16 protein-coding genes are annotated in these 15,712 nt (G+C 62.0%); 10 read left to right on the top strand and 6 right to left on the bottom strand.

The annotated features are described in order from the left end of the window. Window positions 1-265: 265 nt before the first annotated feature. Genes RE4_RS06025 through RE4_RS06000 form a run of 6 tightly spaced genes read left to right on the top strand, consistent with a single transcriptional unit; the run spans window position 266 to window position 5,904 of the window. The gene (locus tag RE4_RS06025; protein WP_238076534.1) at window positions 266-3,112 is read left to right on the top strand and encodes an ATP-binding protein; all 2,847 of its coding nucleotides are present in this window, start codon (window positions 266-268) and stop codon (window positions 3,110-3,112) included. Beyond that, the gene (locus RE4_RS06020) at window positions 3,109-3,525 is read left to right on the top strand and encodes a roadblock/LC7 domain-containing protein (RefSeq protein WP_003940329.1); all 417 of its coding nucleotides are present in this window, start codon (window positions 3,109-3,111) and stop codon (window positions 3,523-3,525) included. Before RE4_RS06025 ends, RE4_RS06020 begins: the two co-directional genes overlap by 4 nt. Window positions 3,526-3,530: 5 nt before the next feature. Next, window positions 3,531-3,905, top strand: a complete 375-nt coding sequence (locus tag RE4_RS06015) for a DUF742 domain-containing protein (RefSeq protein WP_019744850.1) — start codon at window positions 3,531-3,533, stop codon at window positions 3,903-3,905. Further along, on the top strand, window positions 3,886-4,473 hold the full coding sequence (locus tag RE4_RS06010; RefSeq protein WP_003940118.1) for a GTP-binding protein: 588 nt from the start codon (window positions 3,886-3,888) through the stop codon (window positions 4,471-4,473). The genes RE4_RS06015 and RE4_RS06010 overlap by 20 nt, the downstream gene beginning before the upstream one ends. 40 nt (window positions 4,474-4,513) lie before the next feature. Continuing rightward, entirely contained in the window at window positions 4,514-5,308 is a 795-nt protein-coding gene (locus RE4_RS06005; protein WP_019744851.1) for an MHYT domain-containing protein, read from the top strand. 53 nt (window positions 5,309-5,361) lie between these two features. After that, window positions 5,362-5,904: a P-loop nucleotide/nucleoside kinase family protein gene (locus RE4_RS06000; RefSeq protein ID WP_029255988.1), complete on the top strand. Its 543-nt coding sequence runs from the start codon at window positions 5,362-5,364 to the stop codon at window positions 5,902-5,904. A gap of 7 nt (window positions 5,905-5,911) precedes the next feature. On the opposite strand, the gene RE4_RS05995 is transcribed toward RE4_RS06000, so the two are convergent. Continuing rightward, window positions 5,912-6,370 (bottom strand): GNAT family N-acetyltransferase, encoded by a 459-nt coding sequence (locus RE4_RS05995; RefSeq protein WP_060938180.1) that lies wholly within the window; start codon window positions 6,368-6,370, stop codon window positions 5,912-5,914. Between the two features lie 56 nt (window positions 6,371-6,426). Next, the gene (locus RE4_RS05990; RefSeq protein ID WP_019744854.1) at window positions 6,427-7,053 is read right to left on the bottom strand and encodes a helix-turn-helix domain-containing protein; all 627 of its coding nucleotides are present in this window, start codon (window positions 7,051-7,053) and stop codon (window positions 6,427-6,429) included. 33 nt (window positions 7,054-7,086) lie between these two features. Here RE4_RS05990 and RE4_RS05985 point away from each other — a divergent pair, with 33 nt between their 5' ends. Next, complete coding sequence (locus RE4_RS05985; RefSeq protein ID WP_081098315.1) at window positions 7,087-8,115, top strand: NAD(P)/FAD-dependent oxidoreductase; 1,029 nt, start codon at window positions 7,087-7,089, stop codon at window positions 8,113-8,115. 9 nt (window positions 8,116-8,124) lie between these two features. Here RE4_RS05985 and RE4_RS05980 read toward each other — a convergent pair whose 3' ends face one another. From RE4_RS05980 to ctaD, 3 genes are read right to left on the bottom strand one after another with little or no spacing between them, the layout of a single operon-like run. After that, complete coding sequence (locus tag RE4_RS05980) at window positions 8,125-8,544, bottom strand: DUF5313 family protein (RefSeq protein WP_044479364.1); 420 nt, start codon at window positions 8,542-8,544, stop codon at window positions 8,125-8,127. 52 nt (window positions 8,545-8,596) lie between these two features. After that, window positions 8,597-9,070, bottom strand: coding sequence for a MarR family winged helix-turn-helix transcriptional regulator (locus tag RE4_RS05975; protein ID WP_019744857.1), 474 nt, complete (start codon window positions 9,068-9,070; stop codon window positions 8,597-8,599). A 45-nt stretch (window positions 9,071-9,115) separates the two neighbouring features. Next, entirely contained in the window at window positions 9,116-10,870 is a 1,755-nt protein-coding gene (ctaD, locus tag RE4_RS05970; RefSeq protein WP_046379038.1) for an aa3-type cytochrome oxidase subunit I, read from the bottom strand. Between the two features lie 203 nt (window positions 10,871-11,073). Here ctaD and RE4_RS05965 point away from each other — a divergent pair, with 203 nt between their 5' ends. Further along, window positions 11,074-12,225, top strand: coding sequence for an NADH:flavin oxidoreductase (locus tag RE4_RS05965; protein ID WP_020908734.1), 1,152 nt, complete (start codon window positions 11,074-11,076; stop codon window positions 12,223-12,225). Window positions 12,226-12,289: 64 nt separating this feature from the next. Here RE4_RS05965 and RE4_RS05960 read toward each other — a convergent pair whose 3' ends face one another. Beyond that, window positions 12,290-13,138, bottom strand: coding sequence for an aldo/keto reductase (locus RE4_RS05960; RefSeq protein ID WP_060938178.1), 849 nt, complete (start codon window positions 13,136-13,138; stop codon window positions 12,290-12,292). Window positions 13,139-13,268: 130 nt separating this feature from the next. Here RE4_RS05960 and RE4_RS05955 point away from each other — a divergent pair, with 130 nt between their 5' ends. Together RE4_RS05955 and RE4_RS05950 are read left to right on the top strand one after the other, a co-directional pair. After that, window positions 13,269-13,865, top strand: a complete 597-nt coding sequence (locus RE4_RS05955; RefSeq protein ID WP_020908736.1) for a class I SAM-dependent methyltransferase — start codon at window positions 13,269-13,271, stop codon at window positions 13,863-13,865. 89 nt (window positions 13,866-13,954) lie between these two features. Then, the gene (locus tag RE4_RS05950; RefSeq protein WP_020908737.1) at window positions 13,955-15,586 is read left to right on the top strand and encodes an ABC-F family ATP-binding cassette domain-containing protein; all 1,632 of its coding nucleotides are present in this window, start codon (window positions 13,955-13,957) and stop codon (window positions 15,584-15,586) included. Window positions 15,587-15,712 lie beyond the last annotated feature (126 nt).

Here is a 15,712-nt window from a genome sequence, read left to right as displayed (position 1 = left end):
GATTCCCGCGCGCCGCATATCAACGAGTCGACGAGTTACCGAATCGAACAATCCGGCTATCCCATTCGCCGCACTTGTCCGTTTACCCTTTCACCTGGCCTTACAATCCGGATATAGTCATCGGCGATCCACGAAGCCAACTGGGATGTAGCGAGCCAGCGAACAGTCTGTTACCGTTCAGCTAACTACTCCTTCTGGTCAAACCGGATCGAAGGGGTTCGGGCAATGACCCACGGGGGGTTGACGTGAAGGGGCCATGTTCCGCATGAAACACGATTCACACACGACAACCTCTTGGTGGTCGATCGGCGAATGGCGCCTGGGATGGAAGGTCATCGCCGTTCTCGCATTGCCGATGATCGTCGCCGTCGTCCTCGGCGCACTTCGAGTTCAGACAGAACTCGAAGAAGCCGCACAGCTGAGTTCCTCGTCCGAGCGTGCCCTCGCAGTGCCCGCCGCGATCAACCTCGAATCCGCGCTGTACGAACTCGCCGAAGCCGCATCGGCACGCACTGACACCGGCCCGGCAACACAAGCAGTTTCGGACGCAATGGACCAACTGGTCGACGCCGCGCGCGCGTTCCAGTCCGACGACGACCTCAACGACCAAGTAACTTCGGCGCTCGCCGAGAGCCGTTCCATCACCGAGGAGATCGCCGCCGGCGCGGTGGCTCCCGCACGCTTGGTTTCGCGGGTCGGCGAAGTCTCGCGCGCACTCTCGAGCACCTTCACCAGCGTCGTCGAGCATTCTCAACGCCCTGTCCTGCGCGAACAAGGTGGTCGACTCTCCGCACTCTGGGAAGCGCGACGAGCGCTGGCCGAACAACGAATCCTCTTCGGCTCCGGTGATCCGGACCAGCAAGCTCGTACGTCGATGGTCAGTGCTGCCGGTGCCGAACTGGTCGCTCTGAACAACATTCTGGCCATCGACGGGAGTAACGACACCGTCCAGACCCTCAGCAACTCTGCTCAGAACCGGATCAACGCCCTCGGATCAACGCCGTCGACCTCTCCTCTGGGGAGTCGCGTCGGCGCCGATCTGAAATCCGGCAACGACCAGTACAACAGCCTGACCGACACCACCGTCACCGAGTTCGGCGACACCGTCACCGCCGAATCCAATGCAGCACGAACCGCAGCACTCCGTGACACTGCAATCGTGCTCGGCGCGGTTCTGCTGGCACTGGCCATCGCCCTCGTCATCAGCCGATCGCTCATCGATCCGATCCGCCGGTTGCGATTTGCCGCATTGCAGGCCGCACGACGCGGACTCCCCGACGCGATCGAACGAATTCGCGCAGGTGCCAGTACCGACGAACTCGACTTCGCCCGTGTCCCGATCCGCACCCACGAGGAAATCGGCGAGCTTGCGCGCGCGGTGGACGACATGCACGGTCAGGCCATCACGCTTGCCGGCGAGCAGGCCACCCTGCGGCGCCAGGTCAACGACATGTTCGAAACGCTGTCGAGGCGCAACAAGTCCCTCGTCGACCAGCAACTCGGTTTGATCGAACAGTTGGAGCAGGACGAAGACGACCCGCGTCGCCTCGAGAATCTGTTCCGGCTCGATCACATCGCCGCGAGAATGCGTCGAAACGGCGACAACTTGCTGGTCCTCGCCGGAACCGATGTACGCCGCGCCAGGACCGCCCCCGTCGCTCTCGGCGATACGCTTCGCGCCGCGGTATCAGGCGTCGAGGAGTATCGACGCGTCGAACTCGGGCAGATCCCGCCCGGAGTCGTCACCGGTCATGCTGCCCCGGACGTCGTTCACCTCATCGCTGAGCTGCTCGACAATTCTCTGCGGTACTCCCCACCGGAGACCACCGTCTCCATCAACGCTGCCCGCACTATCGACGGCTCCATGATCGTCGAGATCGCAGATCTCGGTATCGGCATGTCGCCTGCCGATATCCTCGATGCCAACGAGCGCCTCGCCGCCGGCGGCGAGATGAGCGCGGATACAGCGCGTCGCATGGGTTTGTTCGTCGTGAGCCGAATCAGCCGTCGCTACAACATCTCTGTGCGCCTGCGCCCGACGGCAACGTCATCGACGCACAGCGGCATCACCGCCACGGTGCTCCTACCGACGTCGATACTCGATTCGTCTCGGGGACCCGAGATCCGCACGCCGCGAACCGGACCCGTTCCCACGCTCGATCGGACTCCCCCTCCCACACCGCCCGCACCGTCATGGTCACAGCCCGTCCCGACCGACTCCGCACCCCCGCGGCCTGCGACCAGAAGTTTCGCTGATCTCCCGCGTCGAACGCCCGGTAACAGTACCGATCGGACCGAGACGTTCGCCCCGATCACACCACAATCCACTCCTACGGCAACAGCGCCTTCGGGATTGCCACGTCGCACTCCGGGCACAAGTGGAGTACCGGCAGTCAGCACTTCAACTCCGACCACTGCTGCACCCGCCACCTCGGTGTCGTCCTTCGCTCCTCTGCCCGATCCCGAAGGCACAAGCACATCGACGTCCCTTCCCGTTCGTACTCCGTCGCCGGAATTCACCTCGCCGGCACAGGGTCCCGAGATCCCGGTGGGTCCACAACCGTCGACAACCCCGCCGCCGCGGCACCGGCTCTCAGCCCCGACGCCGACAAATACTGCGGCATTCTTCTCCTCACGCACCCGTGACGGGCTCTCTGCTCGCGCATCGGCGAGGGCTGACGGCGCGGGCGACGGCAACTCGAACGGCGTACCCTCTGCTCCGACCACGATGCCGATTTTCGCCCGGATGGTGTCGGAGTGGCTCGTGGATCCGACGGCGGAGACTTCAGCGGCTTCCACCGGCAGTTCGTGGACCACCGACGCGGATCAAGGCTGGCTGGCCGCTCGGACCTCGTTCGAGATGCCGGTCACCAAGATCGCCGATTCCGGTCTGCCCATTCGAGATCGCGGAGCCCGCCTGGTTCCTGGTGCCGTCGGCGGTGGCGGTACGACACAGCGCCATGCATCCAATCCGGCGGACGTCCAACGTGGTTGGAGCAGTTACCAATCCGGAGTACAACGAGGGCGTCGGCGCGCCGCCGACCATCAGCCCGATGGCGGACAGTCTTTCGAATCGTCCACGATGTTGCACAACGATGAAGGAGAACAGTGAACACTGTCGGAGCCCAAGAGACTCCCCGCGCACTCGACTGGCTGGTTTCGGCTTTTGCCCGAGACGTGCCGGGTGTGAGTCACGCGATCATCGTCTCAGCCGACGGGTTGTTGACCGCCTCGAGCACACACCTTCCGCTCGATCGGGCGGATCAATTGGCCGCTGTCACTTCCGGACTCGCCAGCCTGTCCGCGGGGGCGTCACGCCTCTTCGACGGTGGGGCCGTCATGCAGTCCGTCGTCGAGATGGAGAACGGCTACCTGCTTCTCATGGGCGTCGGTAGCGGCGCTTACCTTGCCGCCCTCGCTGTCGCCGGATGCGACATCGGCCAGATCGGTTACGAAATGGCGACTCTCGTCGATCGCGTCGGGACCACGATGGACATTGCCCCGCGAACGTCGCAGGGTATTTGAGTTCGATGCCTCACCATCAATCCGAGTACGACGACGCCGAACCCAGCTTGGTCCGGCCGTACGCGCTCACCGAAGGTCGGACCCTGCCGTCCATCGACCTCCCGCTCGAAGCGATCATCGCGACGATCGAGGACGTGGTCTCGAACAATCTTGCACCGCAAGATATTCGTGCATCGATCGTCGCACTCTGCGAGCAGCGGATCTCGATTGCCGAGATCGCTGCCCACCTCGGTGTTCCGATCGGAGTCGTGCGGGTACTGGTTGCCGACCTCGTAGTAGCCGGATCACTGGAAATACATGCCACTCTGCGAAGCGACGCATCTCGAGTCGAGCGACGCGAACTGATCGAAAGGACCCTCAGTGGACTTCGGGCACTCTGACTCATCGTCTCGCGTGAAATCGACAAAAATCGTGATCGCCGGGGGTTTCGGTGTTGGCAAGACAACGCTTGTGGGGACCGTCTCCGAAATCGTCCCCCTTCGCACGGAGGCAATGGTCACCGACGCCAGCGACGGTATCGACAATCTCGGTTCCACTCCCGACAAGAGCACCACGACGGTCGCGATGGACTTCGGGCGCATCACTCTCGCCGACGACCTGGTCCTCTATCTGTTCGGAACCCCGGGACAGCGCCGCTTCTGGTTCATGTGGGACGACTTGATCACCGGTGCAATCGGTGCGGTCATTCTGGTCGACACGCGCCGCCTGGAAGACAGCTTCGCTGCAGTCGACTTCTTCGAGGCGCGAGGGCTCCCGTTCATTGTGGCGGTCAACCGTTTCGACGGCGCACCAATCCATTCGGCGAGCGATCTCCGGCAGGCATTGGCGCTACCCAACCGCGTTCCCATGATCGAGATCGACGCCCGAAACCGCGAATCGGCCAAACGCGCGCTGATCGCCGTCACCGAGTACTCCCTCGAACGACTTGCAGCTGAAGCAGTCGTCTAGATGAATCACCAGATGCGAATCGTCGCCGAAAGGAACTGGCATGTCGGATGAAATGCACCATTTCTCGATGGGAATCTGGCTGCTCGGGCTCGCCTACGTCGTGTCCGTGGTCGGGTCGGTAGTCGGCCTGGCGTGCACCAGGCATTCAGCGTCGGCGACGACAACCGCCACACGCATGCGATGGCTAGCCATGGCTGCCCTGTCGATCGGTGGTGTCGCCATCTGGCTGATGCACTTCATCGCCATGCTCGGCTTTGCAGTCCCCGGCAGTCCCATTCGATACAACCTCGGATGGACCGTGATCTCCGCGATCATCTCAGTAGGTGCTGTTTTTGTCGGTCTGCTGATCATCGGGACCGAATTCCGCTGGACGCGGCTTCTGATCGGCGGCGTGGTGACCGGTCTCGCCGTGAACATCATGCATTACACCGGCATGCGCGCCTTGCGCTTTCAGGGTGAGATCCACTACGACCTGCTCTTCGTTGCATTGTCGGTTCTCATCGCAGTCGTCGCCGGAACCGCTGCACTGTGGTTCACCATGGTGCTCGAGTCCACGATTCTGCGTTTTGTCGCCGGAATCATCATGGGCATCGCCGTCGTCGGTATGCACTACACCGGAATGGCCGCAGTCGAGGTTGTTCACGACGCGGCAGCCCCGGCGCCGCAGGGACTCGAAGTGTTCTCATTCCTCTTCCCTGTCTTCGTTCTCGGCCTGCTGGCGTTGGCAGTTCCGATTGTCGCCGTGCTGACAGCACCCAACCGTGCGACGGCACGGATGGAATCCGCCGCCGACGACCTGGCGTTCGAAGCACGAGAGTTCGCGACCTCGAACTGAGAGGAGTACGGGGCGAGTCGATGTGAATCGACGACGCCCCGTACATTGCGGGGATGGTGGATGCCGTACACAACCCCCAGCCGTCGGCCGACGCGGCACTGGTCGTGATCGGTGGTTTGCCGGCCACCGGCAAATCGACGATCGCGCGGGTGCTTGCTCAGCATCACAAGATCCCCTACGTGCGGATCGATACCATCGAACAGTCGCTGATCCGCAGCGGTATCGCTGATGTATCCGGGACCGCCGGATACATCACCGGGTACGCGCTCGCCGCCGAACAATTGCGACTGGGACTCTCGGTCGTGGTCGAATGCGTCAACCCAGTCGAGGCGACACGAAACGCCTGGTCCGCTACCGCACAACATAATTCGGCGCGCTTGCTCAGTGTCGAAGTCATCTGTTCGGATCCCGACGAGCATCGCAGACGCGCAGAACGGCGAGTCGTCGACATCCCGGATCTTGTACTACCTACGTGGCAGGAAATCCTGGATCGAGACTACGAGCCGTGGACCACGGAACGGCTCGTGCTCGACACCGCAATCATGAACTCCGAGAGCGCAGTACGACGAATAACTGCCAGAATGTTCACCGAATGAGAGCTGCTCACAGGGTGAGAACGAAGAATGCACTGTTCGGATCTTCGCGGTAGTTTCCGAACGGTGGAGACGGGACGAACCCGAATCTCGCATACAGTCGGCGTGCCGGATCGAAGAAGTCCTGTGTGCCGGTCTCCAATTCGAGTTGCCGGTAACCTCGTTGTCTCGACTCGTCCACGACGTGTTGAAGAAGTCGCGTACCCACGCCACGCCCTCGAGCTACCGATGAGGTTCGCATCGACTTGATCTCGCCACCGGTCGACGACCGTTCCTTGAGTGCAACACAACCGAGTAGCTCGTCACCTTCGCTCCACAGCGTCCACATGGTCACGGAGCTATCCGTCAGCCCGGTGATGTCCAGCGCGTGAACGCTGTCCGCGGGCGAGGTCGCATGCATGTCGGCGAGATGTTCGGTCAGTAGAGCACGGACCACATCCCGACTCAGGTCGTCAATTTCGATTCGCACGGATCCTCACTGTCCTCTTCCCTTCCGGCAGCATCGAATGAAAGTATGACTGGCCATCACTTCGGCGAAGGCTTGGCCCGTACGTGGATGCGTTCTCCTTGGGGGCCGAACAGACTCAGTACCTCGACCGGGCCGCCGCCGTCACTACCGAACCAATGCGGGTTTCGGGTGTCGAATTCAGCAGCTTCACCCGTACCCATCACGATGTCGTGATCGGCCAACACCAACCGCAACCTCCCCGACAAGACGTACAGCCATTCGTAGCCGTCGTGCACTTGCGGGTCGGGGTCCGTCTGGCTTGCCGGGATGGTCATCTTGAATGCCTGCAGCCCACCTGGTTGCCGAGTCAGCGGCAATACCGTTCGCCCACTGACGCTTCGAGGCGCACTCTGGATACGTGGATCGGCGACCTGTGGTGCCGCCACCAGTTGGTCCAACGGCACTTGGTGGGCAAGCGCGATCGGAAGCAGCAACTCCAGACTGGGTCGACGCTCCCCCGCTTCGAGCCTCGACAGGGTGCTCTTCGAAATACCGGTGGACTCGGACAGCGCTGTGAGCGTGACGTTCCTCTGTGTACGAATGCGTTTGAGGCGCGCGCCGATCTGCGAGATGGCGGCATCGATGTGCGGACCGTTGACATTCATGGTGCCGAGTCTGACGACGATTCCCAGAAATGGCAACATTAGTTGCTGACGAACCTCCTCCGCGAGCAATCTGTGCTCATGCGAACACACACTGAAACAGAGATCCTCGACGCCGTGATCGTCGGCGGTGGCGCCGCCGGACTCAGTGCAGCCCTGGTGTTGGGTCGTGCTCGGCGCTCGGTCGCCGTCATCGATTCCGGCAAACCGCGCAACACACCGGCAGCACACATGCACGGCTTCCTCTCACGAGACGGCATGGCGCCAGGTGAGTTGCTCGCCGTCGGACGCAGCGAATTACAGACGTACGGAGTCGAATTCAAACGCGACGACGTAGTCGACATCTCCTGGCGCGGTATCGAACCCGGCTTTGTCGTCGAACTGTCGGGAGGCACGACGCTCGAAACTCGCACTGTGCTGGTTGCCACCGGCCTACGGGATTCACTCCCGGAAATACCAGGAATCGAGGAGCTTTGGGGGCAAAGCGTGCTCCATTGCCCGTACTGCCATGCGTACGAGATCAGCGACCAACCGATCGGCGTTCTCGGCGGCGACGCTCGCGAGATGTCACTTCACCAGGCGTTTCTACTCCGACAGTGGTCGTCGGATGTGACGTTCTTCCCCGACAATATCTCGCTCACCCCCGACGAACGCGCGCGACTGGCTGCCCGAGGAGTGACGGTTGCCGACGGATCGGTATCTGGATTGGTCTGCGAGAAAAGCAAACTGAAAGCCGTCGAACTCGACAACGGCCAACTGGTTGCGCGCTCAGCACTGTTCGTTGCGCCGCGTTTCGTTCCGAACGACGCACATCTGACGCGACTCGGCTGCAAAGCCAGCCCCACGGGATTCGTGGCTGTCGATCATTCCGGCGCCACCAGTGTTCCCGGTATCTGGGGCGCCGGCAACGTCGTCGACCCTCGCGCACAGGTAATCAATGCTGCGGCTGCAGGTTCAACCGCGGCGATCGCAATCAACGGATACCTGGTAGAGCAGGACGTCGAATCGGCTCTTCGCTCGACCGACCCTGAAGGTGGTTTCTCGGCGGCCATGGAGCAGGGCGTCTGCGAGATGAACGGCGGCAGCGCCCTTCACGGCATCTGACCGAAGCGTCTAGGTCGCGGGGCCGCCGTGCAACTTCTCGTAGGCGGCCTTCTCGGCGTCGTGGCGCGAGACCTTCTTCGGGTTCTCGAGGTCGGAAGGCAAACCGTGACGCTCGAGGCGACGCGACCTGTTCTGAGCCATGTAGGAGACCGAATAGAACAGCGCCAGAAGCACTCCGAGCAGCACCATCGACGCCCGCAGGGCCCACGGCCCGGGGAAGAGCATGAAGGCCGCGAAGACGGGAATGAACGGCACCATGCTGCGGATCAGGTGACGTGGCACAGCCCAGTCACCGATCAGGTCGTTTCGCACCCAGTCCTGCATCGAATCGGGTAACTTGCGCCCCACTGAATAACCCAACCACTGAAGGGGATTCGGGCTCGTGCGTTGCTTTTTGGAAGTCACGGAAGTCACCTGTTCGGTACGCATCGGTCTTGACGCAGTCGTCACGTTTCTTTCAGATGTGGTCATCACATTTCTCTCATTGGTCCAAAGCGCCGGCGCGGAGCGCGGCCTCGTTGACCCGCGTCAGAACGTTGTGGAGTTCTTCGAGTTCGGCGAGGCTGACGCCGAGCTTCGCGACAACCGCCGGCGGGATCTTCTCCGCCTCGTCACGCAGTGCCACACCGGCTTCGGTGAGGTCGACGTCGAGTTGACGTTCGTCGGCGCGGCTACGGGTTCGCGTGATCAACCCGGACGCCTCGAGTCGCTTGAGGAGCGGCGAGAGTGTCGGCGAATCGAGCTGCAATGCCTGCCCGATTTCCTTGACCGCCATCGGCGACTTCCCCCACAGGGCAAGCATCACCAGATACTGGGGATGTGTGAGGCCCATCGGCTCGAGCAGTGGCCGGTAGACGGACAGGACTGCCCGGTTCGCGACCGCAAGTGCAAAACACACCTGCCGGTCGAGAGCCAGCGGATCGTCCATCTGCGTCTGCGGAGCCTTCGTCGTCATGAATCCGATGTTACCAGATTGATTAGTGCAGTAACTATTATCGCACTAATCAATCTGGCGACGATCGTCACTCTTCTCCAACGTCGACGTGGGTTGCCCGGTGAGGCCCACGTGCGCTTCCGCCCTCATTCGCTCCACCATGTGCGGGTAGTGCAGCTCGAACGCCGGACGCTCGCTACGGATGCGCGGCAACTCGGTGAAGTTGTGACGCGGCGGCGGGCAGGTTGTCGCCCACTCCAGCGAGTTTCCGTAACCCCACGGATCGTCGACGGTGACCACCTCGCCGTAGCGGTAACTCTTGAAAACGTTCCAGATGAACGGCAGTGTCGACGCGCCGAGCACGAAGGCGAAGATCGTGGACACCGAGTTCAGCACCGTGAATCCGTCCGAGGGCAGGTAGTCGGCGTAACGACGGGGCATACCTTCGCCACCGAGCCAGTGCTGGACGAGGAAAGTGCCGTGGAAGCCGACGAACGTGGTCCAGAAGTGCCACTTGCCGAGGCGCTCGTCCATCATGCGACCGGTCATCTTCGGGAACCAGAAGTAGATACCGGCGTACGTGGCGAACACGACCGTACCGAAGACCACGTAGTGGAAGTGGGCGACAACAAAATACGTGTCGGTGACGTGGAAGTCGATCGGCGGACTCGCGAGAATAACGCCCGACAGACCACCGAAGAGGAAGGTGATCAGGAAGCCGACCGAGAACAGCATCGGCGATTCGAAGGTCAACTGCCCCTTCCACATCGTGCCGATCCAGTTGAAGATCTTCACACCTGTCGGCACGGCGATCAGGAACGTCATGAACGAGAAGTAGGGCAGGAGAACAGCACCCGTCGCATACATGTGGTGAGCCCACACCGCGATGGACAGAGCTGAGATCGCCAGTGTCGCGTAAACCAAACCGGTGTATCCGAAGATCGGCTTACGGCTGAAGACCGGGAAGATCTCCGAAACGATGCCGAAGAACGGCAGCGCGATGATGTACACCTCGGGGTGACCGAAGAACCAGAACAGGTGCTGCCACAACAGAACTCCACCTGACGCTGGGTCGAAGATGTGTCCACCGAGATGGCGGTCGACGAACAGGCCCATGAATGCAGCGGTCAGCAGCGGGAACGCCATCAAGATCAGGATGCTGGTGATGAAGATATTCCAGGTGAAGATCGACATCCGGAACATCGTCATGCCTGGTGCGCGCAAACAGATCACCGTGGTGATCATGTTGACCGCACCGAGAATAGTGCCGAGACCGCCCACTGTCAGTCCGAAGACCCACAGGTCGGCTCCGACGCCGGGGCTGTGCACCGCACCCGACAGCGGGGTGTACGCAGTCCAACCGAAGTCGGCAGCGCCGCCCGGTGTGAGGAATCCGCCAAGTACGATCAAACCACCAAAAGTGAAGAGCCAGAAGCCGAATGCGTTCAAGCGCGGGAAGGCCACGTCCGGGGCACCGATTTGCAGCGGAAGTATGTAGTTCGCGAAGCCGAAAACGACGGGCGTCGCGTACAGCAGCAACATGATCGTGCCGTGCATGGTGAACAACTGGTTGAACTGCTCGTTCGAGAGGAACTGCATCCCGGGGACAGCCAGTTCCGCACGCATGAACAGGGCCATCAGGCCGCCGATCAAGAAGAACACGAAGGCCGTGATCATGTACATGATCCCGATCTTCTTGTGATCGGTGGTCTTGATCATGTCGAACATCCACGACCCCTTGGGATCACGACGCTTCGGGTACGGCCGCTCCGGAATCGGCTCCAGCTCTCCGGTCCGCTCGTCCGGCACCGTTGTTGTCATGCTCGCGCGTCCTCTTTCGTGCTCGATACCGCCCTCAAGAACTTTCCGCACGACCATATCGCATGTTAATAGTTAATGCACAAACTAAGTGTGGTCGACGTGGACATCAATCGAAAACCGAACGTACGCAACCTTTTGCAGATTTCGCTGAGATAAAGTCAGGCGACGGAATAGGTCAAGGGTCCGCCGCGTTGAACAAATCCGTGACTCTTCCCGACACATCGACAGCACCCGAGGCCCCCGCGTTGCGCGGCCTCTTCGAGCCTTTCGAGGTCAAATCACTCTCGTTGCGCAACCGTTTTGCGATGGCCCCGATGACTCGCGCCTTCTCTCCTGACGGGATCCCCGGCGCCGACGTGGCCGAGTACTACCGTCGTCGCGCAGCGGGCGGGGTCGGCCTGATCATCACGGAAGGCACCTATATCCCGGACCCGGCAGCCGGCCCGCACACCCGCGTACCGCGCATCTACGGTGATTCGAGCCTGGGCGGCTGGAAGTCGGTAGTCGACGCCGTGCACGCCGAGGGTGGATCGATCATTCCTCAGCTGTGGCACCTCGGAGTCGAGCGCGGCGAAAACTCGCGTCTGAACCCCGAGGTCGAGACCGTCAGCCCCTCCGGCCTGGCGCTGGACGGCACCCGTCTGGGACGAGAATTCACCACCTCGGATCTCGACACCTTGAAGCAGTCGTGGGTCGACGCCGCACTCAACGCGAAGAACACCGGTTTCGACGGTCTCGAGTTGCACGGAGCGCACGGTTACCTGCTCGACGAATTCCTGTGGGCCGGAACCAATGTCCGCACCGATGAATACGGCGGATCACTGGAAGCCCGCACCCGCTTCCCAGCCGAGGTCGTCGCCGCAATCCGAGAGGCTGTCGGAAACGAGTTCGCGATCGTCTACCGATTCTCACAGTGGAAGTCCGGCCACTACGACGCTCGTATCGCCCAGAGCCCGGCTGAACTCGGCCGCATCCTCACTCCCCTGGTCGACGCCGGCGTCGACGTTCTGCATCCGTCGACGAGGCGCCACTGGGAACCGGCGTTCGCTGAACTCGACGGTGAAGACGGCAAGCTCGGCCTCGCCGGCTGGACGAAGAAGCTGACCGGGTTGCCGACCATCACCGTCGGCTCGGTCGGACTCGACTCCGTGTTCACGACGGCATTCACCGGCGACGCCGCATCGGCTGTCACGGGGCTGGAGCGTCTCGAAGCTCAGTACGATAGGGGTGAATTCGACATGGTTGCCATCGGACGCGCGCTGCTCGCCGATCCCGAGTGGGTCGAGAAGCTCCGCACCGGACGCGCGGACGAGCACATCGCATTCACTGCAGAACATCGCACGCACCTGAACTGACCTCGCACGACAGAACGGCACTCCCGCGATTGCGGGAGTGCCGTTCGTGGGTCTACCGGAAGTTCTAGCTGCCGAGCGTGACCGGGTCGGGGCCGATGCGGCCGGCCGGGTCGTCGAGAGCACCGATCGCGTTGATCTGTTCCGGCGTCAGTTCGAATCCGAAGACATCGATGTTTGCGGCGATACGTTCGGGGGTCACCGACTTCGGAATCACCACGTTTCCGATCTGCAGGTGCCAGCGAATGATCACCTGAGCCGCGGTGACGCCATGAGCGTCGGCGATAGCGGTGATGACGGGGTCACCGAGAACAGTTCCCTGGCCGAGCGGGCTCCACGCTTCCGTCGCGATTCCCTTGCCGGTGTGGAAGGCGCGCAGTTCGGCTTGGTTGAACTTGGGGTGAAGCTCGATCTGGTTGAGGACCGGCACCTCACCGGTTTCACCGATGACACGCTCGAGGTTCTCGATGGTGAAGTTGGAGACGCCGATGGATCGAACCCGTCCGTCCGCCTTGAGCTTCTGGAATGCCTTGAAGGTCTCGACGTACAGGTCCTTGGACGGAACCGGCCAGTGGATCAGGTACAGATCGAGGTAGTCGAGACCCAACTTGTCGAGGCTGGCGTCGAAGGCGGCAAGCGTCGAGTCGTAGCCCTGATCGTCGTTCCACAGTTTTGTCGTGATGTACAGGTCTTCGCGGGCGATGCCGGATTCGGCGATCGCGCGGCCGACGCCCACCTCGTTGCCGTAGATCTTGGCGGTGTCGATACTGCGGTAACCGGCCTTCAGAGCGGTGGAGACGGCTTCCTGCGTCTCGTCGTCCGGAACCTGGAACACACCGAATCCCAGTGCGGGGATCGTCTTACCGTCGTTCAGAACAATGGTCGGTACAGAGGTCACATCGTTGGTCTCGGTCATATGTGGATCCAACGCACGGGCGCCAGGAGGCATTCCCCACCGAACCTCCTCTTCGCACCCTTGTCGCACCCGAAATGCCGGTCTACCTTGGAATACAAGTAATCGAATCGCCTCGAGAAAAGAGAGAGCGATGAATCTCGGATATCGCCTCGCCTACAAGGTCGGCGTCACTCCATGGGAGCACACCGGTCACGGCTTCGACGCTCAACTGTCCGGCCTTCTGGATGCGATTCCCCTCCCGGAAGGTGGCCGTGCACTCGATATCGGTTGCGGCACCGGACGCCATTCCATCGAGCTGGCGCAACGCGGGTGGCACGTCACCGGCGTCGACGCCGAACAGGAACCGCTGGACAAAGCGCGCATTCACGCGCGTGAAGCACACGTCGACGTCCGGTTCCTCCACGAGGACGCGGCAGACCTGCACATTGCTGTCGACGGCGGGCACATGCTGGTGCTCGACATCGGCTGTTTTCACGGGCTCACCGATCATCAACGACGCGACTACGGGAGGTCGGTCAACGCGATCACCGCACCCGGGGCGTCCATGGTGATGTTCGCATTCGGGCCAGGTCACCGTTGGCCGATGCCACATGGCGTCTCCGAGGAGGACGTCATGCGAGTATTCGACGGTTGGTCGATGGCCTCGAGTACGGCCGCCGACGTGAGTGAATCGCCACTTCCGGTCCGTGCGGCACATCCGTGCTGGTACCACCTGGTCCGTGACTGACTGCTGTGCGCCTTTATTAACCGCGGGCGGTTAATAAAGGCGCACAGCACCGATTAACACAGGCGCACAGCTCCGGGGATACTTCTCAGGTGACTGCAACACTGCGCATCAGCGGCCTCTCTGCCTCCCGGGGAGAACGCACTCTGTTCTCCGACCTCGATCTCACCATCGCGCCCGGCGACGTCATCGGCCTCGTCGGCGCGAACGGCGCCGGCAAGTCGACGCTTCTCACTGCACTGGCGGGAATCGGAACTGCCGACGTCGAAGGTTCGATCATCCTCAGCCCGCCAGACGCTGCGGTGGGCTATCTCGCGCAGGAACCCGACCGCATCGAAGGCGAGACCGTCCTCGAGTTCCTCGGCCGACGCACCGGCGTCGCGCACGCCGAGGCGGTCATGAACGCCGCGGCCGAAACCCTGGCTGAAGCGGAGGAGGATCTGTACTCTCCGGCTCTCGAACGCTGGCTCGCTCTCGGCGGCGCCGATCTGTTCGAGCGCGCTGAGAAGGTGGTCGAAGAACTCGGGCTCGGAGTTCCGCTCGAAGCTCACATGACGGCACTGTCCGGCGGTCAGGCCGCACGCGCCGGGCTCGCGTCGCTGTTGCTCTCGCGCTACGACATTCTCCTGTTGGACGAACCCACCAACGATCTCGACCTGCGGGGTCTCGAGCAGTTGGAGCGTTTTGTCGCCGAGACCCGAGCGGCGCTGGTTGTCGTGAGCCACGATCGCGAGTTCCTCTCGCGCACCGTCACGGGGATCGTGGAACTCGATCTGGCACAACAGGACATCGCCGTCTACGACGGCGGCTACGAGTCGTACCTCGCCGAACGAGAGATCGCCCGCCAGCACGCACGCGAGGCGTTCGAGGAATACGCAGGCACCCGCTCCGATCTCGAAGATCGCGCACAGATGCAGCGCAACTGGATGGAACACGGCGTCCGCAATGCGCGTCGTAAGGCCAAAGACAACGACAAGATCGGACGCGGATTGCGGACCGAGTCGACGGAGAAGCAAGCCGCGAAGGCACGCCAGACCCAACGTCGCATCGAGCGACTCGAAGTGGTCGAGGAACCGCGCAAGGAGTGGGAACTTCGCATGGAGATCGCGGCGGCTCCGCGGTCCGGATCCGTTGTCGCAACCACGAATGGTGCCAAGGTAACGCGCGGTCAGTTCACGTTCGGTCCGGTCACGACACAGATCGACTGGGGCGATCGAATCCTCGTCACGGGCGCGAACGGGGCAGGCAAGACCACCCTCCTGAACGTTTTGCTCGGCAAACTCGTCCCGGACGAGGGCATCGCATCCTTGGGTTCCGGTGTCGCGATCGGTGAGATCGATCAGGCGCGTGGATTGTTCGAAGGTGATCAACCAGTCGTCGAGGCCTTCGGCGCTCAGGTTCCGGACTGGCCCGATGCCGATGTCCGTACTTTGCTCGCCAAGTTCGGCCTGCGCGGACACCACGTACTCCGATCTGCCGCTTCCCTGTCCCCCGGCGAAAGAACAAGGGCTGCACTTGCTTTGCTCCAAGCTCGCGGCGTGAACCTACTGGTACTGGACGAGCCGACGAACCATCTCGACCTTCCGGCGATCGAACAGCTCGAGCAGGCGATGGAATCCTTCGAGGGAACCCTCCTCCTGGTCACTCACGATCGACGCATGCTGCAGTCCACCCGAAGTACGCGCCGGTGGCGAATGGAGAACGGACAACTCTTCGAGGAGTAGCCAACCGACTCTGCTTGCGCAGACAACCCGCGTGTGCAACTATTTATCAGGCGCACGCAATAGTTGCATGCGCGGCATAGGTGGTCACGGGCGACACGATCGCCCGTCGAACCGCCACACCCAGTC

It is taken from the genome of Rhodococcus erythropolis NBRC 15567 (genome assembly GCF_001552595.1).
In the GTDB taxonomy this organism is placed as follows: domain Bacteria; phylum Actinomycetota; class Actinomycetes; order Mycobacteriales; family Mycobacteriaceae; genus Rhodococcus_F; species Rhodococcus_F erythropolis.
The sequence above is the reverse complement of the archived record's forward strand: the minus strand, read 5'-3'. Positions and strand labels throughout refer to the sequence as shown.